The organism is Rhodococcus sp. P4_B6, from assembly GCF_056402215.1.
The window spans coordinates 40,968-63,365 of sequence record NZ_JBFUHV010000024.1; the positions used below are offsets into that span (position 1 = coordinate 40,968).

Below are 22,398 nucleotides of genomic sequence, written 5' to 3' on the forward strand. Positions count from 1 at the left end.
GTGTAGTGTTGTCAATGCAACGCGGGGTGGAGCAGCTCGGTAGCTCGCTGGGCTCATAACCCAGAGGTCGCAGGTTCAAATCCTGTCCCCGCTACCAAGTGGAAACGGCTCCGGAGATTCAATTCTCCGGGGCCGTTTTCGTTGTCCCCACATCCTCCAGGACTAGAACGTATTCTCGTACGTGAGGCCTCAGGAGGGACCGTGAAGCTCGCCGACGTCGATCTCTACAACCCGGACACCTTCGTGCAGGGCGTGCCCCACGAGATGTTCGCCACGTTGCGGCGCGAGGCTCCGGTCTACCGGCACCTCGACGAGCGCGGCGACCCCTTCTGGTGCGTCACCCGGCATGCGGACATCGTGACCGTGAACCGGGACGCCGAGACGTATTCGTCGTGGCGGGGCGCCACCTACATCGACGACCTTGCCCCCGACGACCTGGCGGGCCAGCAGTTGATGATGCTGAACATGGACCCACCGGACCACACGGCGCTGCGGAAGATTGTCAGCAAGGGCTTCACGCCCCGCCGCATCGGCCAGCTGCACGACATTCTCGCGCAGCGCGCCACGAGCATCGTCGACGCGGTGATCGAGCGTGGCGAGTGCGACTTCGTCGTCGACGTCGCGTCCGAACTGCCGCTGCAGGCGATCGCCGACTTCCTCGGCGTGCCCCAGGAGGACCGCAAGCTCATCTTCGACCTGACGAATCAGATGATCGGCTCGTCCGATCCCGAATTCCACCTCGCGGAAGGTCAGGAACGCGCGGCGGCCGGACAGATGTTCGCCTACAGCCTCGAGATGTTCGAGGACCGCAAGCGGCACCCGCGCGACGACATTGCGACAGCTCTCATCCAGGCCGACGTCCACGGCGAGAAGCTCGGCGAACTCGATTTCAACATGTTCTTCATGCTGCTCGCGGTCGCGGGAAACGAGACCACCCGCAACGCCATCTCGCACACCCAGCTGGCGCTGATGGAGCATCCCGAGGAGCGCCGGAAGGTGCTCGAGGATCCGTCGAAGCTCGACGCCCTGATCGAGGAGGGGTTGCGGTGGGCCACACCGGTCATGCAGTTCCGCCGGACCGCGACCAGGGACACTGTGCTGCACGACGTCGAGATCTCCGAGGGCGAGCGGGTGGTCATCTGGCACATGTCGGGGAACCGTGACGAGGCGGTGTTCGACGATCCGTACACGTTCGACATCGACCGTCCCACCGGCCACTACTCGCAGCACATCGCGTTCGGCGGCGGCGGTCACCATTTCTGTCTCGGCGCCAACCTCGCTCGCGCCGAGATGAAGGTGATGCTGAGTGAGATTCTGCGTCGGATGCCCGACATGGAGCAGACGGCGCCTGCCCAGCGGCTGCGCTCCAACTTCATCAACGGACTGAAGCATCTGCCGGTGACGTTCACGCCGTCGTCCCTCTGAGCATCGAGCGGAGCGCTGACTTTTCTGACAGCCTGGTCGGGTGAGCAACGTCGACGCAGTGGTCATCGGATCCGGTCCCAACGGGCTCGTCGCGGCCGCGACTCTCGCCGATGCAGGCTGGGACGTCGCGGTCGTGGAGGCGCAGCCGACGCCCGGCGGCGCGGTGAGGTCGGCCGAACTCGTCCCAGGCTTCACGTCGGACCTGTTCAGCGCGTTCTATCCCCTGTCGACCGTGTCCCCCGCGCTGCGCGGGCTGGACCTCGAGTCGCACGGGTTGCGCTGGAGTCACGCGCCCCGCGCGGTCGGGCACGCCCGCTCCGCTGCAGACGAGGACGCGCCGGTGATTCATCCCGACCCGGCCGACACGGCCGCCGACCTCGAACGCAGGCAACCCGGCGACGGCGTCGCGTGGACGGCGCTGGTCGAGCAGTGGCACCACATCAAGGAACCGCTGCTGAGCATCCTGTTCAGCCCGTTCCCTCCCGTGCGGGGCCCGAGCGCCCTGCTGCGCCGGCTGGGCACCGCCGAGTCGCTGAGGGTGGCGCGATTCCTCCTCCTTCCTGCGCGGCGGATGGCGCACGAACTGTTCCGCGACGAGGCGGCACGACTGCTGTTGCTGGGCAACGCGATGCACGCCGACACCCCTCCGGACGCACCGGGCAGCGGCGTCATGGGGTACATCCTGACGATGCTCGCCCAGGACGGTGGGTACCCCGTCCCGGTGGGCGGCGCGGGCGAGTTGTCGGCCGCGATGGTACGCCGGGCCGAGCACGCGGGCGCGCATTTCCACTACGGCGACGCGGTGACTGGGATCGAGGTTCGGTCCGGTCGCGCCGTCGGCGTGCGGACGGCGTCGGGTGCCCGCTACACGGCACGCCGGGCGGTGATCGCCGACGTCTCGGCGCCCGCGCTGTACGGGTCGCTGCTGCCGGACCATGCCGTCCCCGCCCGGGTGCGTGCCGATCTCGACCATTTCGAGTGGGACACGCCGGTGCTGAAGGTCAATTACGCCTTGTCACAGAAGATTCCGTGGCGTTCGCCCAGCCTGAGCGGTGCGGGGACCGTCCACCTCGGCGCCGACGACAACGGCCTCGTCCGGTGGATGGCCGACCTGACCACCGGCACCGTCCCGGCCCGCCCGTTCCTGCTGTTCGGGCAGATGACGACCGCCGATCCCAGCAGGTCACCGGAGGGCACCGAAAGCGCCTGGGCGTACACGCATCTACCGCGCGACATCATCGACAACGCGTCTGCCGACCTGCTGGCGGCGCGGGTCGACGACGTCCTCGAGGCACACGCACCCGGTTTCGCGGATCGGGTCGTCGGGCGCGTCGTCCAGCGCCCGTCGGATCTCGAGGCGGCCGACGCGAATCTCGTGGGCGGCGCCGTCAACGGGGGGACGGCGCAACTCCATCAGCAACTGGTCTTCCGGCCCGGGCCGGGCATCTCCCGCTCGGAAACCCCGGTTCAGCGCCTGTACCTGGGCAGCGCCTCGGCGCACCCGGGCGGCGGTGTGCACGGGGTGTCGGGCTTGAACGCCGCCCGCGCCGCGCTCGGCGAGGACGGGCCGCGTGGATGGCTGCGGCGACGCACCTCCCGAGCCGTGATCGACCTGTTGTCGAAGGGACCGATCCCCTAATTTTCCGCTTGTCGGGGTACCTCACCGTGCAATGATCTGAGTCGTCGAATTCGGACCACGAAGGGGCATCATGCAGCATCGAGAATCGTCCTTCGCCGGCGTCGGCGGAATTCCCATCGTCTACGACGTGTGGCTTCCCGAGCGGCGCCCGCGCGGCGTGCTGGTGCTGTGCCACGGCTTCGGCGAACACGCCCGGCGCTACGACCACGTGATCGAGCGACTCGGCGAACTCGATCTGGCGATCTACGCGCCCGACCACCGCGGACACGGGCGGTCGGGCGGCAAACGGGTCCATCTGAAGGACTGGCGCGAATTCACCGACGACCTGCACCAGCTGTTCGGCATCGCGTCGACGGACTGGCCGGGCACCGACCGGTTCCTCCTCGGGCACAGTATGGGCGGTTCCATCGCACTGACGTACGCCCTCGACCACCAGCAGGACCTGAAGGCACTCATGCTGTCCGGACCCGCGGTCGACGTGACGAGCGGGACACCGCGCGTGGTGGTCGAGATCGGCAAGCTGGTGGGCCGCTTCCTCCCCGGCGTGCCCGTCGAATCACTCGACGCGAAGCTGGTGTCCCGCGATCCGGCGGTCGTGGCGGCCTACGAGGAGGATCCCCTCGTCCACCACGGGAAGGTGCCTGCGGGGATTGCGCGCGGAATGATTCTGGCTGCCGAGCATTTGCCGGAGCGCCTGCCGTCGTTGAAGGTTCCCCTGCTGCTCCAGCACGGGCGGGACGACGGGCTCGCGAGCGTGCACGGCACGGAACTCATCGCGGAGTACGCCGGTTCGGAGGATCTCACGGTGGAGATCTACGAAAACCTGTTCCACGAGGTGTTCAACGAACCGGAGAACGAGGAGGTACTCGACGATCTCGTCGAGTGGTTGCGGCCACGCGTTCGGGCCTGACTCCGCCGGGGGGTTCTGCACCCCCGGACGCGGGATGCCAGGATGGGCTGATGAAACGTCACGTCACCGCCACTCTCGACATCGAGGTCACCGACCCCACCAGTCTCGAATTCAAGATCGCGGTGGCCCGGACCCCCGGTTCGGATTTGTCGGAGTCGCTGACGTTCACCCTCGACGGTAACCCGGTCGAGGCACGAGAGATGGTGGCGGAGCACGGAACTCGCGTCCACCTGCTGGACAGTCCACGCGGCTCGCTGCACGTCGAGTACTCGGCTTCGGTTCTGGGCAAGGCCGATTCGCCTCCCGTCACCGACTACGACCTGTCGAAGTATCTGCGCCCGAGCCGATATGCCGAGGCGGACAAGTTCTTCGGTTTCACCGGCGGGGAGTTCAACCTGTCGAAGCCGCACCCGGAACTGCTGCAGGACATCACCACGTGGGTGGGGTCGCGGCTGCTGTACCAGGCGGGGTCGAGCAGATCCACCGACAGTGCCGTCGACACGATGCTGTCCGGGGCCGGGGTGTGCCGTGACTTCGCCCACCTCACGGTCGCGCTCTTGCGGGCCGTCACCATCCCGGCGCGGCTGGCGGCGGTGTATGCGCCGGGCTGCGATCCGATGGACTTCCACGCCGTCGTCGAGGCGTTCGTCGATTCCGAGTGGCGGGTGGTCGACGCCACCCGGCTGGCCCCGCGTTCGGCACTGCTGCGGATCGCGACGGGGCGCGACGCCGCGGACACCGCGTTCCTGGACAATCACGGCGGGGCGATCACACTCGAGAACACGGTGGTGACCGCCGTCGTCGACGGCGAGTTCCCGTCCGACGACTATGCGACACCCACCTCGTTGACGTGACGAATCAGGTTGCTTCCGAAAGCCTTTCGGTGAGTACACCCAGCTGAATCTTCTTGGCGTCGGCGTGTACCTCGCGGCCGGCGTCGGTGACGTCGACGAAGACGCCGCGCCGGTCCGCCTCGCACAGCGCTCTGGCGACCAGGCCCGCCTTCTCCAGCCGGGCAACGCTCCGGGACAGCGCACTGGGGCTGAGGTACATCTCGGCCGCCAGGTCCTGCATCCGTGGCCGGTCGCAGGCGGTGTCCATCAGTCGGTCGAGTGTCTCGAAATCGCTCATGCTCAGGCCGTGCGCGTGTTGCATCTCACGATCCAACTCGCAGGCGATCGAGTTGTATCGGCTCGCGAGCAGCCGCCACGTGCCGCGCAGGTCCGCTTCTGAGCTCATGGTCCGCACCCTAGCGCGCGCACGAAAAACGTGCAAGCGAATTAAATGCAAACGAAATTAGTGCTTGCGCATTGATTGCACGTGCATCTACATTCTCCCTGTGACTATCAGCGACGCCACCCCGGACCTCGCCACCTCGCCGGGCGCCACCACCGCCCCGTCGACCGACCAGGCCTGGACTCCCCGCCTCTGGGGCGTCCTGGCCGTGCTGTGCCTCGTGATGTTCCTCGACGGTCTCGACGTCTCGATGGTGGGTGTTGCACTGCCCTCCATCGGAACCGAACTCGGGCTGTCGACCACCTCGCTGCAATGGATCATCAACGGATACGTCCTCGGATTCGGTGGTCTGCTGCTGCTGGGCGGACGCACCGCCGATCTCCTCGGACGCCGCCGCGTCTTCCTGATCGCGCTGACCGTGTTCGCGATCGCGTCCCTGGTCGGCGGACTCGTCGACAACGGCACGCTGCTCATCACGAGCCGCTTCGTGAAGGGACTCGCCGCCGCGTTCACCGCGCCGACCGCGATGTCGATCCTCACCACCACGTTCAAGGAGGGTCCCGCCCGTAACCGGGCGCTGTCGATCTTCTCCGTCTTCGGAGCCAGCGGCTATTCGTCCGGACTGATCCTGGGCGGGCTGCTGACCAGCGCCGGGTGGCGCTGGACGTTCCTGATGCCGGTGCCGTTCGCGGTGCTCGCCCTGGTCGCAGGCGCCGCCCTGATCCCCCGCGACCGAGCCGCCGACACCGGCGGACACGACATCGTCGGAGCCGCCACGCTGGTGTCGGGCATGCTGCTCGCCGTCTACACCGTCGTGTCGGCGCCGGCTCGCGGCTGGGCCGATCCGCTCACGCTGGGCTCGTTCGCACTGGCCGCTGCCCTGTTGGCGTCGTTCTTCGTCGTGGAGAACCGGGTCGCGCACCCGCTCGTGCGGCTGAGCATTCTGCGGGTCGGTTCGATCGTGCGGGCGAACCTCAGCATCGTCGCGCTGTTCGGCTCCTACCTGAGCTTCCAGTTCATGATGACGATCTTCCTGCAGTCGGTGCTCGGATGGTCGCCGCTGGAGATGGCGCTGGGTCTTCTCCCCGCGGGCATCATCGTGGCCTTCGGGTCGCCGTTCGTGGGCCGTCTGATCGACGCGTTCGGCACCGCCCGCATGATCATCGCGGCACTCACGTCGCTGAGCCTCGGCTACCTGTGGTTCCTCTTCGCCGGGAGCGATCAGCCCGACTACACGATCGCGATCCTGCCGAGCGTGGTGCTGCTGGGTGTCGGTTTCGCGCTGGGCTTCACGTCGATCATGGCCCAGGCCACGTCGGGTGTCGACGACTCCGAGCAGGGGTTGGCGTCGGGGCTCGTGCAGACGTCCGCACAGGTCGGTGCCGCGCTCGTGCTGGCGCTGACCACCGCGCTCGTCACCGCAGGCTCGCACACCGCCACCGGCATCAGCGGCGCCGGGTTCCACCAGTTCCACTCCGGCCTCGTGCTCGTCACGGGTGTCGCCCTGCTGGGACTGCTGATCACGGTGTCACCGCTGCTGCGCAGGGTGCTCAACCCCGCATAGTCCGCGGACGGCGGAACGGGTGGGCACAGGCCCACCCGTTCTGCCGTTCAGGCCGAGTGCCGCTTCGGCTCCGTGAGTGCGCGGGACGCGAAGTCGACGGTGAGCCCGATGATCGTGCGGCTTTCCCGCAGCACCTTGCCGATCACCGGGAACGCGTGGATCTGTCCACTCCAGATGTGGGTCTCGATCTGCCGTCCCTCTCGATCGAACCGGTCGGTGATGATTTCGACGTCGGGCCGCATGATCTCGTACTCGGCGGCGGTGAGGAAGACCGGTGGGAACAGTGCGGGATCCGCGTTCACGGGCGACTGGGCACCGGGAATCTGGTCGGGCCCGGCCAGCCAGCGGTCCTTCAGCTTGGCCACCTGCGACATCGGCAGGTACGCGTCGCGCTTCATGAAATCGGGGTCGTGATCCTCGAGGTCGAGGTTGAGCAGCGGCGAGTATCCGATGACGGCCGCCGGCCGGGTGATGCCCCGCAACGCGGCGACTTCGGCGACCTTCATCGCGAGGTACCCGCCCGCCGAGTCCCCCGCGACGATCACCCTGCTGGGGTCGTCGCAGACCTTCAGCATCTCGGTGTATGCGGTCATGGCGTCCACCAGCGACGCCCCGATCGCCCCCTTGGGAAGCTGCCGGTACTCGACCGAGACGACGGGCGCACCCGAACGCGCGGCGAGCAGACCGCACAGCGCCCGGTGGGTGGCGAGCCCGCAGAACACGAATCCGCCGCCGTGGAAGTAGAGGATGGTGGCGCCGTCCATCGAGGTGACGGTGGGTCGCGGGTGGGTGATCTTCTCGCACGGCACCCCGCCGAGCGAGATCGCCTCGATGTCGAGCCCCTTCGGCTTGGGTAGCCGGTCGATGAGTTCGTCGAGAGCCGCGAGTAGTTCGATGCCGCGGTCCGTCGTCGGCCATATCGTGAACAGCGGTTTGACGAAAGCCCTGGCGAACCAGAACGTCATGCGCGCCCGCCGACTGACATCCCAGTGCCACACGATCGATTCACGCGTTCGCATACTGCCCTCCGTTGTATCGGACGCTTGTCCAGCTAACTGGACACCCTAGGGCGATCCGGGGAGAAACACACCCATATCCCCCGAGACCACACGCCACGGTAAGTCGAAGCCGCCCGTTACCGAGCGACTTCGACTGAATTTCCGTCCGATTACCGGAAGTTCACCGGCCGAGCCGCTGCTCCAGTCGAGCGATGATCTCGGTCGCCACCTGCGTCGGCGATCCGCCCACGTCCACCACGATGGCGTCCTCGTCGGGCTCGATCGGCTCGAGCGTCGAAATCTGCGTGTCCAGCAACGACGGGGGCATGAAGTGGTCGAGCCGGGCGGTCAGCCGTTCGCCGATCTGCGCCCGCGACCCGGCGAGATGCACGAACACGACGTTGTCTCCGCGCAGGACGTCGCGGTAGCTGCGCTTGAGCGCGGAGCAGGTGATGACCCCGGGAAGACCGTTGTCGGTGTGGTCCCGGATCCACCCGGCGACGAGATCGAGCCACGGCCAGCGGTCCTCGTCGGTCAGCGGCTGCCCCGACGCCATCTTCGCGACATTCGCCGGAGGATGCAGCGCGTCGCCCTCCTGCAGGTCCCAGCCCATCGCGCCGGCGATGATTCCCGCGACCGTCGACTTCCCGGACCCGGACACGCCCATCAGCACCAGGACGGGATCCGCGGTCTGCGGCGTGCGTCCTACCGGTTCGCGCGTACTCACGTGCATCTCACCAACCTCACTCGACATTCTCGACCCCCTTTAGATGAACACGCTCAGCGCGAGGACACCGGCCAGACCGGTGACGGAGATGATGCACTCCATCACCGTCCACGTCTTCAGGTTCTGTACCACCGTGACGCCGAGGTATTCCTTCACCAGCCAGAATCCCGCGTCGTTGACGTGCGACAGGAACAGCGAGCCGGAGCCGATCGCCAGCACCATCAGCGAGACGTGCGTGGACGTCAGCTCGGCAGCGACGGGCGCGAGGATGCCGGACGCGGTGACGGTCGCGACGGTGGCCGATCCGGTGGCGACACGGATCAGCACGGCCACGAGCCAGGCGAGGAACAGGACGGGGAGGGCGCTGCCCTTGATCGCTTCGGCGATCACGTCGGCGATGCCGGTGTCGATCAGGACCTGCTTGAATCCGCCACCCGCACCGACGATGAGGAGGATTCCGGCGATCGGCGGCAGCGAGCTCTCCAGCGACGCCGCGATGGCGTTGCGATCCATGCCACCGCCCCGGCCGAGGAGCAGCATTCCGGCGAGCACCGCGAGCCCGAGGGCCACGACCGGCGTTCCGAGGAAGTCGAGCAGTGCCTTCGCGGGCGACTCCGAGCCGGCGGCGACGACGTCGGCAATGGCCTTGCCCAGCATCAGGACGACCGGGAGCAGGATGGCGGAGAGGGTGGCCGCGAAGCTGGGGCGGCGACGCTCGGCCGCGGCCTCGGCACCTTCCCGGTCTTCGACGGTCACGTAGAGCTCGGGGACGGGGACGTCCACCCAGCGGGCCGCCAGCTTGCTGAACAGCGGTCCGGCGACGATGACGGTGGGAATCGCGACGACAACGCCGAGCGCGAGGGTGAGTCCGAGGTTCGCGTTGAGCGCCGCCACCGCGACCAGCGGCCCGGGGTGGGGCGGAACGAGACCGTGCATCGCCGACAGGCCTGCCAGGGTGGGAATCGCGATGCGCATCAGCGACAGCCCCGAACGGCGCGCGACGAGAATGATGACCGGCATCAGCAGCACGAGGCCGATCTCGAAGAACATCGGCAGGCCGATCACCGCGCCGACCAGTGCCATCATCCAGGGCAGCGTCCGCGGTCCGGCGCGCCCGACGAGGGTGTCGACGACGCGGTCGGCGCCACCCGAATCGGCGAGCAGCTTGCCGAACATGGCACCGAAGCCGATCAGGATTCCGACACTCCCCATCGTGGCGCCGAAGCCCTCGACGAACGATTTCACCGAGTCCGTGGCGCCGAGACCTGCGCCGATGCCGACACCGACGGCGCCGATCGACAGTGCGAGGAACGGGTGGAGTTTGAGCCAGGTGATCAGCGCGATGATGGCGGCGACGCCGACGACGGCGGCCGTGATCAGCTGCGCGTCGGTGCCGGCGCTGTCGGCCGCTGCGAGTAGTGACGCGGTACTCATTCTGTTGCTCCAGGGAGATCGGTATTGGAATGGCCGTTGTTCGTGACTCAGGTCACTCTGCCTTATAAACCATATGATTTCAAGGTGAAATCCGAATAAGTACTACTTAGAGTCTGAAGAGCGCGCCAACGTGTGTTCAATGGGGGCAACCGTGGGACCATCGGCGGATGACCAACGCAGAGGGCGCCGAGTACCGGCAATTGCACGAAACGGTGCTCGATCGGCTCGGCGGCGACATCGTGGCCGGAGCCCTGGCACCCGGCACCCGCATTTCCRCCGACGACGTGGTCACCCAGTACTCCGTCTCCCGCACCGTCGTCCGCGAGGTGGTTCGGGTTCTCGAATCCCTCGGACTTCTGGCGGTCCGCCGTCGCGTCGGGATCACCGTGCTGAGCGAGGAGCACTGGAATTCACTGGACCCGAGCGTGATCCGCTGGAAACTCGCCGGACCGCAGCGGTTCGACCAGCTGTCGAGCCTGAGCGAACTGCGGTCGGGTATCGAACCGCTCGCCGCGCGTCTCGCGGCGACCCGGGCGACGCCGGAGCAGTGCGGGGCGCTGACGGCGGCCGTCATCGGAATGTCGTCGACGTCCCGCGCGGCGGACACGGATGCGTACCTGGCCCACGATTCCGACTTTCACCGCACACTGCTGACCGCGTCGGGCAATCCCCTGCTGCGTGCGATGTCGCAGATCGTCGTGGAGGTGCTCGAGGGCCGCACCCGGCACTCGCTGATGCCGCACGTCGCGGAGACCGAGGCGATCCGCCTGCACGGCGTGGTGGCGTCGTCCATCCAGATGGGCGACGCGGATGCGGCGGAGGCGGCCATGCGCGCGATCGTGAGCGAATCCGCGACGGCCGTCGAGCAGATGAAGGACGACGAAGACACCCGCGAGTGAGATCCTCGCGGGCGTCTTCGTCGTGGCGGGAAAGGCCTACACGATCGAATCGGAGTGCATGGCTTCGAGTTCCACGCCCTTCGTCTCCTTGACCCAGCGCAGCACGAAAACGAGCGACAGCACCGCGCAGACGGCGTAGAAGCCGTACGAGATTCCGAGCGAGAAGTCCTTCATGGACGGGAACGTCACGGTGATCAGCCAGTTCGCCGCCCACTGGRCACCCGCGGCGAGCGACAGCGCGGCGGCCCGGATGCGGTTGGGGAACGCCTCACCGAGCAGGACCCACACGACCGGGCCCCAGGACATTCCGAACGCGACCACGAACAGGTTGGCGGCGACGAGCGCGATCGGCCCCTGCAGCCCGGTCAACTGCGGCGTCGTGACACCGTTCACGACCGTGGTGGAGGCGGTTCCGAAGATGAACGCCATGGTCGCGAGCGTGACGGCCATGCCGGCGGAGCCGATGATGAGCAGCGGCCGGCGGCCCACCCGGTCGATGTAGGCGATGGCGATGAGTGTGGTGGCGATGTTGACCACCGACGTGATGACCGTGATCTTCAGGGAACTGCCCTCGTCGAAGCCGACGGCCTGCCACAGGACGCTCGAGTAGTAGAAGATCACGTTGATACCGACGAACTGCTGGAAGACGGAGAGTCCGATACCGATCCACACGATCGGCATCAGGCCGAACGCGGAGCCCTTCAGGTCGCGGATCGACGGCTGCGTCTCGCGGGCCAGCGTCGAACGGATGCTCTCGATCTTGAGGTCGAGGCCCTTCTCGCCGAGCAGGACCGCGAGGATGCCGCGGGCCTCGGCGATGCGCCCCTGAGCGATCAGGTAGCGGGGGGATTCGGGAATCGTCAGTGACAGCAGACCGTAGGCCAGCGCGGGCACACACATCGCGAGGAACATCCACCGCCACGCCTCGAGCCCGAACCACAGTTCTTCCTGCGACCCGCCGGCGAGCGCGGCGAGGGCGTAGTCGACCAGGAGCGAGACGAAGATGCCGGTGACGATCGCGAGTTGCTGCAGCGACCCGAGACGTCCACGCACCCGGGCGGGCGAGATCTCAGCGATGTAGGCGGGTGCGATGACCGAGGCCAGACCCACACCGATGCCGCCGACGATCCTGAACGTCACCAGCATCTCGACGTTGGCCGCGAATCCGGTGCCGATGGCGCTCAGCAGGAACATCACCGCGGCGGCCCGCATCGTGACGAGGCGTCCGTACCGGTCGGCGATCCGCCCGGCCAGCATCGCTCCCGCCGCGGCACCGAGCAGCGCCGAGGCGATCGCGAAGCCGAGGAGAGCGGACTCGACCTGGAACTTGCCCTCGATCGCCGACACGGCGCCGTTGATCACTGCGCTGTCGTAGCCGAACAGCAGGCCGCCGAGTGCGGCGACGACCGCGAACCGGACGGGAACCGAAGTGCCCTCTGCGGTGTCGCCGGGCGATTCCGCGCCGGGCAACAGGACGTTTTCAGTCATGGGACTCCTCGTGAGCAAGGGGTGATCGAGACTCGGATCGGGCCGAGGCCTGCGCAGAGTGCGCAGTCGTTGTGGTGTGGAACACAGTAGGCAACGAAACCACGAATCGTCAAGACATGAACATAGGAAGGCGTGTTTGTCCGATTTATATTCACCAATGAACACGAGGGACGCGAAGAACGCAGGGCTCGCGCCCTGACCGGAGCGGGAATTCAGCGGCGAACAGTCAGGCGGGAAGCGCGGATCGCAGACCCAGGGCGACGGCGCCGAGCACCTGAGCGCGGGGGCCGAGTTCGGCGACGCGGATGTCCAGGGAGCGGACCGCGCTGGGCACCGCGTAGCGGCCGACGACCTCACGCATCGGCCCGAGGAGCAGTTCGCCGGCCAGTGCGAGTTCGCCGCCGATGACGAGTCGTTCGGGATTGACGAGATTGCACAGGCTCGCTGCCGCGACGCCGACGTGGCGCCCGGTGTCGGCGAGCACCCGGATGCAGGCGGCGTCGCCGCGCTCGGCCATCGCGACGATGTCGGCGATGCTCAGATCGGGACCGCGACTCGGGGCGAGCAGCCCGATCACGACGTGCGAGGCGACGAGAGTCTCGAGGCAGCCGCGGTTGCCGCAGCGGCACACCTGCCCGAACTCGTCGAGGGTCAGGTGGCCGATTTCGCCTGCGGTGCCGCCTCTTCCGCGGTACAGCCGGCCGTCGAGGACGAGGCCGGCACCCACGCCGTCGGACAGTTTGATGTAGGCGAGGTCGGTGGTGCCGCGGCCGGCTCCCCACATGTGTTCGGCGAGCACACCGAGGTTCGCGTCGTTGTCGACGTGCACGGCGGTGCCGAGATACTCCGACGCGATGGCGGCCGCGTCGACACCGACCCAGCCGGGGAGGATGGACGGGCCGCCGACCTCGCCGGTGTCGGTCTCGAGCGGTGCGGGCAGACCCATGCCGACCGCGAGGACGGACGTGCGGTCGCAGCCGAGTCGGTCGAGGGCCGCGTCGAGAAGGGCGCCCGCCTGCACCACGCCGTCCTCCGCGCGGTGACCCGCACCGAGTTCGACGCGTTCCTCGGCGAGCACCTGGTGTGCCATGTCGGCGACGGCCACGGTGAGATGGCGGTGCCCGAAGTCGATCCCGACCGCGAGGCCCATCCGGCGGGTCAGCCGCACCGCCCGGCCGCGCTGGCCGGGGTGGTCGCCGCCCGGCACGGCGACCATCCCGGCCGCGGTCAATTCCTTGACCATGTTGGAGACGGTTGCGGGGGCCAATCCGGTGCGACGCGCGATCTCCGCCTGGGTGAGCTCACCCGACGTCTGGAGCGCGCGGACCACACGGTGCTGGTTGGCGGATTTCAGCGAGGACTGAGAACCCGGCCGCTGGGAATCACCGTTGTCACTGTCGCGCACGATTCACCGTACCGCGCCGCGTCACGCGCTATCGGGCGAGTGCCGCCGCCTCACGTGCGAGTCCGCTGATCCGGTCCCAGTCCTGCTGCTTCACGGCGTCGGCGGGCGTGAGCCAGGATCCGCCGACGCAGCCGACGTTGGGCAGCGACAGGTAATCGCCGACGTTCGACGTCGAGATGCCGCCGGTGGGACAGAACCGCGCGGCCGGAACGGGTGAGTGGATCGAGCCGAGGAACTTCGCGCCGCCCGACGCCTCGGCGGGGAAGAACTTGAGTTCGCGGTAGCCGTGCTCGAGCAGGAAGAGCACCTCGGAGACGGTCGCCGCGCCCGGGAGGTGCGGCAGTCCGGTGTCCGTCATCGCCTTCAGCAGGGTTTCGGTGCTGCCCGGCGAGACGAGGAACTGCGCTCCCGCGTCGGCCGCATGCGCGGCCTGCACCGGTTCCACGATCGTGCCCGCGCCGACGCAGATCTCCGGCACCTCGGTCGCGATCGCCTTGATGGCATCGAGGGCGCACGGCGTCCGCAGGGTCAGTTCGATCATCGGGATGCCGCCGGCCACCAGCGCGCGGGCCACCGGCACCGCGTCGCCGAGGTCGTCCACGACGACGACGGGGATGACCGGGACGCGGTCGAGGAGGGAGGGGCTGTTCGTCACTGAATACTCCTTAGACGGGTTGGGGGTGGAAAACGCTGGCGCCCTGGGTCGCCGGTCCGACGGCGGCACGCAGGCCGGCGAAGAGTTCGCGGCCCGTGCCGACCCATTCGTCGGCACTGAGCGCACGACCGGTCGCCGGGCGGGCGGCCAGTTCCTCGTCGCCTACGTGCACGTTCACGGATCCGGTCACGGCGTCGACGGTGAGGACGTCGCCGTCACGCACCCGCGCGAGCGGTCCGTCCGCCGCCGCCTCGGGGGTGAGGTGGATGGCCGCGGGCACCTTCCCGGACGCGCCGGACATCCGGCCGTCGGTAACCAGCGCGACCTTGCGGCCCTGATCCTGCAGAACGCCGAGCACCGGTGTGAGCTTGTGCAATTCGGGCATGCCGTTGGCGCGCGGCCCCTGGTACCGGAGCACGGCCACGAAATCGCCGGTCAGCGTTCCCGCCTCGAACGCGGCGAGGAAGTCGAGCTGATCGTCGAACACCCGGGCCGGGGCGGTCACCACGCGGTGGTCCGGGTGGACGGCCGACGTCTTCATCACGCACGAACCCAGGTTTCCGGTCAGCATCTTGAGGCCGCCGTTGACGTCGAACGGATCTTCCGGTCCGCGCAACACGCTGGTGTCGAGGCTGATTCTGGTGCCCGGCTGCCATTCGACGCCCTCGCCGGACAGCTTCGGCTCCTCGGTGTACCGGCGGAGTCCGGCGCCGACGACGGTCTTCACGTCCTCGTGCAGCAGTCCCGCATCCAGCATCGACGACACGACGTAGCCGAGGCCGCCCGCCGCGTGGAAGTGGTTCACGTCCGCCGAGCCGTTGGGGTAGATCCGGGCGAGCAGCGGCACGATCGCGGACAGTTCCGACAGGTCGTCCCACGTGAGGGTGATGCCTGCGGCGCGGGCGATCGCCACGAGGTGCATCGTGTGGTTGGTCGAACCGCCGGTCGCGAGCAGTGCGACGCAACCGTTGACCACGGCCTTCTCGTCCACGACCTCACCGACCGGTGTGTAGTCGTCGCCGAGCGAGGTGAGACCGGTGACGCGCTTTCCCGCCTCCCACGTGAGGGCCTCCCGCAGCGGGGTGCCCGGGTTCACGAAGCTGGATCCGGGCAGGTGCAGGCCCATGACCTCCATGAGCAGCTGGTTGGAGTTGGCCGTGCCGAAGAACGTGCAGGTGCCGACACCGTGGTAGGACGCAGCCTCGGCATCGAGCAGTTGCTCGCGGTCGGCCTTGCCCTCGGCGTACAGCTGGCGGACGCGCGACTTCTCGTTGTTGGGCAGACCGGACGTCATCGGCCCGGCGGGCACGAAGATCGTCGGCAGGTGGCCGAATCCGAGTGCGCCGATGAGCATTCCGGGCACGATCTTGTCGCACACGCCGAGCATGAGGGCGCCGTCGAACATGTCGTGGGACAGGCCGATCGCCGTCGCCATCGCGATGACGTCGCGACTGAACAGGGACAGCTGCATTCCGTCGCGGCCCTGGGTGATGCCGTCGCACATGGCGGGGACGCCGCCTGCGAACTGGGCGATGCCGCCGGCCTCCATGACCGCGGCCTTGAGCTGCCGGGGAAAGTGTTCGAACGGCTGGTGCGCCGACAGCATGTCGTTGTACGACGAGACGATCGCGATGTTGGGCTTGACGAACGCGCGCAGCGCCTTCTTGTCGGCCGGGCCGGACGCGGCGAAGCCGTGCGCCAGGTTCGCGCAGGCCAGCTTGCCGCGCGCCGGACCGCGGTCGGCGGCCTGCCGGATGCGGTCGAGGTAGATCGTGCGCTCGGGCCTGCTGCGCTCGATGATGCGTTCGGTGACGGCGGCGAGGACGGGGTGTACGTCGGCGGTGGGTGTGGGCGCGTCGGTCATGCGGTAACTCCTTCGTGCCAGGCGCGGCCGTCGCGCTCGATCAGGATGGTCGCGTCGGTGGGTCCGTTGGTGCCCGCCGGGTACCGCCGCGGTCCACGCTCGGACTTCTCCCACCCGACGAGGATCTGCTCGACCCACTCCCAGGCGGCCTCCACCTCGTCGCGGCGCATGAACAGGGTCGGGTTGCCCCGGACCACGTCCATCAGCAGCCGCTCGTAGGCGTCGGGCGACGGACGCTTGAACGTTTCGATGTAGTTGAGGTCCAGCGACACCGGCTTGAGGCGGATACCGCCGGGGCCGGGTTCCTTCGCCGTCATGTGCAGACGCATGCCCTCGTGGGGCTGCAGCTGGATGACCAGGCGGTTGGGTTCGCTGTGGCCCTCGCTGCCCGGGAACATGGGGTGCGGGACGGGCTTGAACTGCACGACGATCTCCGAGCAGCGCCGGTCCATGCGCTTGCCGGTGCGCAGGTAGAACGGCACGCCGGCCCACCGCCAGTTCTGGATCTCGGCCTTGACGGCGATGAACGTCTCGGTGGTGCTGTCCGGGTTCTCGACGTCGTCCTGGTATCCGGGGACGGCTTTCCCGTCGGCGAGCCCGGGGCCGTACTGGCCTGCGACCGTGCAGCGTTCGACGTCCTGCGGGCTCATCGGCTTGAGGGCCTGGAGCACCTTCAGCTTCTCGTCGCGCACGGTCTCGCGGTCGACGTAGGTGGGCGGCTCCATCGCGACGAGGCAGAGCATCTGCAGGAGGTGGTTCTGCAGCATGTCGCGCAGCGCGCCCGCCGACTCGTAGTAGCCGCCGCGGCTGCCCACTCCGAGCGACTCGGCGACGTTGATCTGCACGTGGTCGATCGACGAGGAGTTCCACAGCGGCTCGAGGAACGTGTTGGCGAATCGAGTGACCAGCAGGTTCTGGACGCTCTCCTTGCCGAGATAGTGGTCGATGCGGAAGATCTGCGATTCCTCGAACACTGCGCCGACCGCGTCGTTGACGGCGCGTGCCGAGGCGAGGTCGTGGCCGATGGGCTTCTCCAGCACGACGCGGGACTGCGCGTCGGCGAGACCGTTCAGGGCGAGGTTCTCGCAGATCGGCCCGAACAGGCCGGGAGCGCACGCCAGGTAGAATACCCGGATGGCGCCGTCCCGGTCGGCGAGACAGTCCTGCAGGCCCGCCCAGTTCGCCGGGTCCGCGACGTCGACGGTGACGTATTCGAGGCGATTGAGAAATCGCTCACAGGTGTCCGAATCCAGCTGATCGCCGGAGACGAACCGCGCGAGTTCTCCTCGCACCTTGTCGCGGTAGCCGTCGGTGTCGAGACCGGCTCGCGAGGCACCGATCACGCGGGTTTCGGCGGGCAGCTGACCGTCCCTGTCGCGCAGGTAGAGCGCGGGAAGCAGCTTACGAACCGCCAGGTCGCCGGTGCCGCCGAACACGACGAAATCGCACGGTTCCACGGTGGTCGCTGGTGACATGTCATCTCCCTCTGAAAGCCGGATGTGTGGGCCATCACAGACGAGAGTAGGCGACCTTTGGCTTTTGATCAATACAGACTTAAGTATTTCGACGAACAAAGATCTGAACCTTACGTTGTCAGACGCGTGTCCGGTTGGTTGAATGGCCTGCATGCGGACGCCTCGCTCGACGACCTCCCCGGCGACGGGTGGCGACGTTTTCGCCCTCATTCGCGCAGGGCTAGCCACCACGCGCACCGAGATCGGCAACCTCACGGGGCTGTCCCGCACGGCCGTCGCGGCCCGGGTGTCGTCACTGCAGGCGTCGGGACTCGTCGTCGAACGCGAAGAGGGCGTGTCGACCGGCGGACGCCCGCCGGTGAAACTCTCGTTTCACGTGCAGGCCGGAGTGGTGCTGTCGGCCGCCATCGGCCGGAGCCGCACCCAGCTGGCCATCTGCGACCTCGCAGGCGACGTCATCGTCGCCGAGGATGTGGAGCAGGAAATCGGCACGAGCCCGGCCGAGCTGATGCCCGTCATCGCGAGGCGTCTCATCGCGCTGCGCGAGGGCCTGGGCGAGACCGCGGGGCGGACGGTCGGGATCGGGATCAGTCTCCCCGGCACCGTCGACACCGAGCGCGGGTGCAGCCTGAACTCTCCCATGATGTCGGGCTGGGACGGCGTTCCGCTGCAGCCGTTCCTCGCCGATGTCACCGACGCGCCCGTCTTCGTCGACAACGACGCCAACGTCATGGTCCTGGCCGAGCGACGCGGGGAACGCCGCGACTTCGCCGACATGCTGCTCATCAAGGCGTCGACCGGGCTCGGCGCCGGACTCGTGTCCGGCGGCGTGCTGCAGCGGGGCGCCCTGGGCGCGGCAGGCGAGATCGGACACACGAAAACCGCAGCGGCACAAGGGGTGGTGTGCCGCTGCGGTGATGTGGGATGTATCGAGGCCGTCGCCGGCGGCTGGGCGCTGGTCCGCAACCTGCAGGAGCAGGGACGCGAAGTGACGCACATCCGCGACGTGATCACCCTCGCGCTCGCCGGCGACGCCGAGGCCCGGCGGATGATCCGCGAGAGCGGGCGCCAGATCGGCGAGGTCCTGTCGGGGGCGATCAACCTCCTCAACCCGGAGGTCGTGATCGTCGGCGGCGACATGGCGCAGGCGTACGACACGTTCGTCGCCGGGCTACGCGAAACCCTGTACGGCAACGCGATCGCCGTTGCCACCCAACAGCTTCAGATCCTCCCCTGGACGCACGGGGAACTGTCCGGCGTCGTCGGCAGCGCCACCATGGCACTCGACCACGTCCTCAGCGTGCGCGCCGTGGACCAACTGCTCGCGCGGCAGAAATAGGCGGCTCCGCCGCCTGTGCGTGGTTGACGAGTCCAGAGACTCGTCAACCACGCACAGGCCGGAGGCCTACTTGACGTCGGAACCGTGCCGGGTGAGCGGCATGATCTCGATCTTCATGTACGGGAACAGTGGAAGGTTCCACAGGATCTCGTGCAGTTCGTCGGCCGACTCGACGTCGAAGATGCTGATGTTGCTGTACTGGCCGACGATCCGCCAGATCTCGGGCCACTTGCCGGAGCGCTGAAGCTCCTGCGAGTAGGCCTTCTCCTTGGCGATCGTCTCGTCCCGGACCTTCGGGTCGAGGTCGCGGGGAATGGCGACGTCCATGCGCACGTGAAAGAGTGCCATCGGGTGGTGTCCTCCTCAGTTCCTGGTCCAGGTCTTGACTGCGTCCATGTTGAGCTCGACTCCGAGTCCGGGGCCTTCGGGCAGGGACACCTGGCCGTCGGCGTAGCGAAGCGGTTCCTGCAGCAATTCCTCACTGAACAGCAGGGGCCCGAACAGTTCGGTGCCGAAGTTGATGCCGGGCTCGGCGCAGGCGAACTGAATGGACGCCGCGGTCCCGATCGGGCCTTCGATGGACGTGGCTCCGTGGCAGGCGATTCCGGCGGCCTTGGCGATCGCGACCACTTCGCGGCTCTTGGCGAGGCCACCGCATTTGGTGGTCTTGAGCGCGATGACGTCGGCGGCGCCGCGGCGGGCGACCTCGAGGGCGTCGTGCGGAGTCTGGACACTCTCGTCGGCCATCACCGGGACGGGGACGAGCCGGTTCAGCTCGGCGAGGACCTCGAGTTGCTCACCGGGTGTGGGCTGCTCGATCAGTTCGACGCCGCCGTCGACGAGGCGGGGCACGTACTTCAGCGCGGTCAGCCGATCCCAACGGGCGTTGACGTCGATCCGGACGCCGGCCTTGCCCTCGAGCGCCTGGGCGATCCGGACCACCCGAGCCGTGTCGACGGCAGGGTCGAGCGCACCCATCTTCAGCTTGAAACTGAAGTGCCGCTTCGACTCGACCAGGCCGAGGGCCTCCTCGATGATCTCCTCGGCGGGTGCGGCGCCGAGGGCCCAGGTGACGTCGACGCTCTTCCGGAAGGCGCCGCCGAGCAGCGTGTGCACGGGTACGCCCAGGCTGCGGGCCCAGGCGTCGTGCAACGCGACGTCGACGGCCGCCTTCGCGAAACGTGCATTGGCGACCACCCTTTCGATGTCCGACATGATGCCGGTGATCTCGTCGACACGCCGCCCCAGCAGGACCGGGGCGATGTACTTCTCGATGATCGCCTGCATCGTCTCCACCGACTCGCCGCCCCACCAGGGGCCGCCGGGGACGACGCCCTCGCCGTGGCCGGTCACGCCGCCGGCGGTCTCGACCGCGACCAGCAGGAGCGGCTGCGCGGTCATCGACGTGGTCGCGAACTTGTGGGGACGCACCAGCGGCACATCGAGGATCGTCGTTTCGACGGAGACGATCGACAGGTCGGTCATCGGATCACTTTCTGTACGGGTGGAACGGGTCACGCGGGGTCGAGCACGAAGTTGTAGGTGACGTAGTTCTTGCCGTCGTCGCCGGTCTTCGGGTCGAGGATCAGTTCCGGCTTGGTGGCCGACGCGACGTCGCTGTCGATCCACTCGCCGCCCTTGAAGTACAGCTGCGTGGTGACCGACTCCTTGCCGGGCGCCGACACGATGAGGTGCAGGTGCGCGGGACGCCACGGGTGGCCGTTCTGCGCCTCGATGAACTGGCCAGTCGGGCCGTCGGTCGGGATCTGGTAGGGCGCAGGCTGGATCGTGGTGATCTCGTAGCGACCCTCGTCGTCGGCGATGATCGTGCCCCGCAGGTTCCACTCGGGCAGGTGCGGTGCGAACTGCGAGTAGTAGCCGTCGTTGTCGGCGTGCCACAGTTCGACCTTCGCCCCGGCGAGCCCGTTGCCGTCGAGGTCGGTGACCTGGCCGGCGAAGACGAGCGGGGTGATCTTCTCGTCCTCGGCACGCATCGGCAGGGTGCACGTGGACGGCAGTTCCGGCGAGTTCTCGATGTAGTACGGGCCCTCGATGCTGCCCTTGGTGCCCTTGCGGGAGCGGGCGAGGACCTCTTCGACGGAGTGCTCGATGAACACGTCGAGGAACAGCGGCCATTCGCCGCCCTCGCCGACATCGATCAGCCACTGCTTGAACACGCGGTATTCGGGGTAGGTGACGCCGTGCTTGAGGATCACGTCGTTGAGCGCGCCGAGGGCGTCCTTGGCGATCGCCGCGAGCCGCTCGGGCGAGGTGTCGGCGCTGACGCGCTCGGCCTTGAACTTGTCGGTGGCGGCGGAGCCGGATCCGGCTGCGGTGGGGCTCTCGGTGGTGGTCATCGTTTCTCCTCGGGCTGAAGGAATTCGGACAGGGCTGGTATCGAGTTTTGGGCGACGCGGTGGGTGTTCACACGCCGGAGGGTCTTGCATATGTACGCTGTGCGTACTAACATCACGCTGTGCGTACACCACTACTGTGCGCGCAGTCACATTGAAATGTCAACCCCGAGTCCGAAGACGCACACGAATCGCTGGTGGAGGCCGCAATGACCGAGAGCGATCGCGATTACATCCAGAGCATCGAGCGCGGTTTCGCCGTGCTGCTGGCCTTCGACGCCCAGCGCCCGAACCCGACGCTCGCCGAACTCGCGACGGAAGCGGGACTGTCGCGCCCCGCCGTCCGCCGGATCCTGCTCACCCTGCAGAAGCTGGGGTACGTCGCGGGGGCGGGAGGCCGGTGGTCGCTCACCCCCCGCGTGCTCAGCATCGGACAGCACTACTCGGAGTCGCACGCGCTCATCGAGGCCGCGATGCCCCGGCTGCTCGAGGTGGCCGAGAAGACCCAGGAGTCCGCGTCGCTCGGTGTGCTCGACGGCGCCGACGTGGTCTACGCGGCGCGCGTCCCCGTCCGGCGGATCATGAGCATCAACGTCTCCGTGGGCACCCGTGTCCCCGCGTACGCCACGTCCATGGGCCGTGCGCTCCTGGCCTGGGCCCCCGCCGACGTCGTCGAGCAGGTGGTCGCCGAGTCCACGTTCCAGAAACTCGGGCCCGAAACCATCGGCTCCGCGGCCGAACTCGAGCGGGAACTGACCAAGGTCCGCGAGCAGGGGTTCGCCCTGACGGCCGAGGAACTGGAGAAGGGGCTCATCTCGCTCGCCGCACCGGTCCGCGACGCCGGCGGCACGGTAGTCGGCGTGGTCGCGTGCTCCACGTCGTCCGCGCGCAACACTCCGGCGCAGTTCCGCGAACAGGCCGTTCCGTGCGTCCTCGCCGCCGCGGCCGCCCTGAGCGCGGACATGGGTTACGCCGGCTGACGGCGG

General features: G+C 68.0%; 20 protein-coding genes and 1 tRNA gene. 9 read left to right on the top strand and 12 right to left on the bottom strand.

What is annotated here, in order from left to right; all coding sequences use genetic code 11:
• Positions 1 to 20 precede the first annotated feature (20 nt).
• The 5 genes from AC1DWT_RS14680 (at position 21) to AC1DWT_RS14700 (ending at position 4,828) form a co-directional block, all read left to right on the top strand.
• Positions 21 to 97 (top strand) — tRNA-Met (locus AC1DWT_RS14680).
• Positions 98 to 201: 104 nt separating this feature from the next.
• A complete protein-coding gene (locus AC1DWT_RS14685; protein WP_206013302.1) occupies positions 202 to 1,425 on the top strand; it encodes a cytochrome P450 in 1,224 nt (407 codons plus the stop codon).
• 40 nt (positions 1,426 to 1,465) lie between these two features.
• Entirely contained in the window at positions 1,466 to 3,064 is a 1,599-nt protein-coding gene (locus AC1DWT_RS14690; RefSeq protein ID WP_072947683.1) for a phytoene desaturase family protein, read from the top strand.
• Positions 3,065 to 3,134: 70 nt separating this feature from the next.
• A complete protein-coding gene (locus tag AC1DWT_RS14695; protein ID WP_072947680.1) occupies positions 3,135 to 3,974 on the top strand; it encodes an alpha/beta hydrolase in 840 nt (279 codons plus the stop codon).
• Positions 3,975 to 4,024: 50 nt separating this feature from the next.
• A complete protein-coding gene (locus AC1DWT_RS14700) occupies positions 4,025 to 4,828 on the top strand; it encodes a transglutaminase-like domain-containing protein (protein ID WP_095862386.1) in 804 nt (267 codons plus the stop codon).
• Between the two features lie 4 nt (positions 4,829 to 4,832).
• Here AC1DWT_RS14700 and AC1DWT_RS14705 read toward each other — a convergent pair whose 3' ends face one another.
• The gene (locus AC1DWT_RS14705) at positions 4,833 to 5,213 is read right to left on the bottom strand and encodes a MarR family winged helix-turn-helix transcriptional regulator (RefSeq protein WP_206013304.1); all 381 of its coding nucleotides are present in this window, start codon (positions 5,211 to 5,213) and stop codon (positions 4,833 to 4,835) included.
• A 64-nt stretch (positions 5,214 to 5,277) separates the two neighbouring features.
• Here AC1DWT_RS14705 and AC1DWT_RS14710 point away from each other — a divergent pair, with 64 nt between their 5' ends.
• The gene (locus AC1DWT_RS14710; protein WP_206013306.1) at positions 5,278 to 6,774 is read left to right on the top strand and encodes an MFS transporter; all 1,497 of its coding nucleotides are present in this window, start codon (positions 5,278 to 5,280) and stop codon (positions 6,772 to 6,774) included.
• Between the two features lie 47 nt (positions 6,775 to 6,821).
• Here AC1DWT_RS14710 and AC1DWT_RS14715 read toward each other — a convergent pair whose 3' ends face one another.
• From AC1DWT_RS14715 to AC1DWT_RS14725, 3 genes are all read right to left on the bottom strand, one after another.
• Positions 6,822 to 7,793: an alpha/beta hydrolase gene (locus AC1DWT_RS14715; protein ID WP_206013308.1), complete on the bottom strand. Its 972-nt coding sequence runs from the start codon at positions 7,791 to 7,793 to the stop codon at positions 6,822 to 6,824.
• 160 nt (positions 7,794 to 7,953) lie between these two features.
• On the bottom strand, positions 7,954 to 8,505 hold the full coding sequence (locus AC1DWT_RS14720) for a gluconokinase (protein WP_072947669.1): 552 nt from the start codon (positions 8,503 to 8,505) through the stop codon (positions 7,954 to 7,956).
• A gap of 33 nt (positions 8,506 to 8,538) precedes the next feature.
• Entirely contained in the window at positions 8,539 to 9,933 is a 1,395-nt protein-coding gene (locus AC1DWT_RS14725) for a GntP family permease (RefSeq protein WP_072947666.1), read from the bottom strand.
• Positions 9,934 to 10,100: 167 nt separating this feature from the next.
• On the opposite strand from AC1DWT_RS14725, the gene AC1DWT_RS14730 reads away from it, so the two are divergent.
• Positions 10,101 to 10,832, top strand: a complete 732-nt coding sequence (locus AC1DWT_RS14730; protein WP_477921102.1) for a FadR/GntR family transcriptional regulator — start codon at positions 10,101 to 10,103, stop codon at positions 10,830 to 10,832.
• Positions 10,833 to 10,868: 36 nt separating this feature from the next.
• Here AC1DWT_RS14730 and AC1DWT_RS14735 read toward each other — a convergent pair whose 3' ends face one another.
• From AC1DWT_RS14735 to zwf, 5 genes are all read right to left on the bottom strand, one after another.
• Positions 10,869 to 12,320, bottom strand: a complete 1,452-nt coding sequence (locus AC1DWT_RS14735) for a sugar porter family MFS transporter (protein ID WP_477921104.1) — start codon at positions 12,318 to 12,320, stop codon at positions 10,869 to 10,871.
• 226 nt (positions 12,321 to 12,546) lie between these two features.
• Complete coding sequence (locus AC1DWT_RS14740) at positions 12,547 to 13,725, bottom strand: ROK family transcriptional regulator (RefSeq protein WP_074933891.1); 1,179 nt, start codon at positions 13,723 to 13,725, stop codon at positions 12,547 to 12,549.
• Between the two features lie 28 nt (positions 13,726 to 13,753).
• Complete coding sequence (eda, locus tag AC1DWT_RS14745) at positions 13,754 to 14,380, bottom strand: bifunctional 4-hydroxy-2-oxoglutarate aldolase/2-dehydro-3-deoxy-phosphogluconate aldolase (RefSeq protein WP_206013310.1); 627 nt, start codon at positions 14,378 to 14,380, stop codon at positions 13,754 to 13,756.
• Between the two features lie 10 nt (positions 14,381 to 14,390).
• Entirely contained in the window at positions 14,391 to 16,244 is a 1,854-nt protein-coding gene (edd, locus tag AC1DWT_RS14750; RefSeq protein ID WP_206013311.1) for a phosphogluconate dehydratase, read from the bottom strand.
• The gene (zwf, locus tag AC1DWT_RS14755) at positions 16,241 to 17,719 is read right to left on the bottom strand and encodes a glucose-6-phosphate dehydrogenase (protein ID WP_206013313.1); all 1,479 of its coding nucleotides are present in this window, start codon (positions 17,717 to 17,719) and stop codon (positions 16,241 to 16,243) included. Before zwf ends, edd begins: the two co-directional genes overlap by 4 nt.
• A 151-nt stretch (positions 17,720 to 17,870) precedes the next feature.
• On the opposite strand from zwf, the gene AC1DWT_RS14760 reads away from it, so the two are divergent.
• Positions 17,871 to 19,058: an ROK family protein gene (locus AC1DWT_RS14760; protein ID WP_072947641.1), complete on the top strand. Its 1,188-nt coding sequence runs from the start codon at positions 17,871 to 17,873 to the stop codon at positions 19,056 to 19,058.
• 66 nt (positions 19,059 to 19,124) lie between these two features.
• Here the strand turns inward: AC1DWT_RS14760 and catC are convergent, their stop codons facing one another.
• Genes catC through catA form a run of 3 tightly spaced genes read right to left on the bottom strand, consistent with a single transcriptional unit; the run spans position 19,125 to position 21,415 of the window.
• Positions 19,125 to 19,406: a muconolactone Delta-isomerase gene (gene catC / locus AC1DWT_RS14765; RefSeq protein WP_072947638.1), complete on the bottom strand. Its 282-nt coding sequence runs from the start codon at positions 19,404 to 19,406 to the stop codon at positions 19,125 to 19,127.
• Positions 19,407 to 19,421: 15 nt separating this feature from the next.
• Positions 19,422 to 20,543 carry a muconate/chloromuconate family cycloisomerase gene (locus AC1DWT_RS14770; RefSeq protein WP_072947635.1) on the bottom strand — a complete coding sequence of 374 codons (1,122 nt, stop codon included), beginning with the start codon at positions 20,541 to 20,543 and terminating at the stop codon, positions 19,422 to 19,424.
• 29 nt (positions 20,544 to 20,572) lie between these two features.
• A complete protein-coding gene (gene catA / locus AC1DWT_RS14775) occupies positions 20,573 to 21,415 on the bottom strand; it encodes a catechol 1,2-dioxygenase (protein ID WP_206013314.1) in 843 nt (280 codons plus the stop codon).
• Between the two features lie 206 nt (positions 21,416 to 21,621).
• On the opposite strand from catA, the gene AC1DWT_RS14780 reads away from it, so the two are divergent.
• Positions 21,622 to 22,392 (top strand): IclR family transcriptional regulator domain-containing protein, encoded by a 771-nt coding sequence (locus AC1DWT_RS14780; protein ID WP_072947631.1) that lies wholly within the window; start codon positions 21,622 to 21,624, stop codon positions 22,390 to 22,392.
• The last annotated feature ends 6 nt before the right edge of the window (positions 22,393 to 22,398 follow it).

What these genes read in the sequence shown, in the direction of transcription:
- AC1DWT_RS14720 (WP_072947669.1), bottom strand. Translation starts at nt 8,505, where the DNA reads ATGCACGTGAGTACGCGCGAACCGGTAGGACGCACGCCGCAGACCGCG.
- AC1DWT_RS14760 (WP_072947641.1), top strand. Translation starts at nt 17,871, where the DNA reads ATGCGGACGCCTCGCTCGACGACCTCCCCGGCGACGGGTGGCGACGTT.
- AC1DWT_RS14700 (WP_095862386.1), top strand. Translation starts at nt 4,025, where the DNA reads ATGAAACGTCACGTCACCGCCACTCTCGACATCGAGGTCACCGACCCC.
- AC1DWT_RS14770 (WP_072947635.1), bottom strand. Translation starts at nt 20,543, where the DNA reads ATGACCGACCTGTCGATCGTCTCCGTCGAAACGACGATCCTCGATGTG.
- AC1DWT_RS14705 (WP_206013304.1), bottom strand. Translation starts at nt 5,213, where the DNA reads ATGAGCTCAGAAGCGGACCTGCGCGGCACGTGGCGGCTGCTCGCGAGC.
- AC1DWT_RS14695 (WP_072947680.1), top strand. Translation starts at nt 3,135, where the DNA reads ATGCAGCATCGAGAATCGTCCTTCGCCGGCGTCGGCGGAATTCCCATC.
- catC (WP_072947638.1), bottom strand. Translation starts at nt 19,406, where the DNA reads ATGGCACTCTTTCACGTGCGCATGGACGTCGCCATTCCCCGCGACCTC.
- zwf (WP_206013313.1), bottom strand. Translation starts at nt 17,719, where the DNA reads ATGTCACCAGCGACCACCGTGGAACCGTGCGATTTCGTCGTGTTCGGC.
- AC1DWT_RS14725 (WP_072947666.1), bottom strand. Translation starts at nt 9,933, where the DNA reads ATGAGTACCGCGTCACTACTCGCAGCGGCCGACAGCGCCGGCACCGAC.
- AC1DWT_RS14715 (WP_206013308.1), bottom strand. Translation starts at nt 7,793, where the DNA reads ATGCGAACGCGTGAATCGATCGTGTGGCACTGGGATGTCAGTCGGCGG.
- AC1DWT_RS14780 (WP_072947631.1), top strand. Translation starts at nt 21,622, where the DNA reads ATGACCGAGAGCGATCGCGATTACATCCAGAGCATCGAGCGCGGTTTC.
- edd (WP_206013311.1), bottom strand. Translation starts at nt 16,244, where the DNA reads ATGACCGACGCGCCCACACCCACCGCCGACGTACACCCCGTCCTCGCC.
- catA (WP_206013314.1), bottom strand. Translation starts at nt 21,415, where the DNA reads ATGACCACCACCGAGAGCCCCACCGCAGCCGGATCCGGCTCCGCCGCC.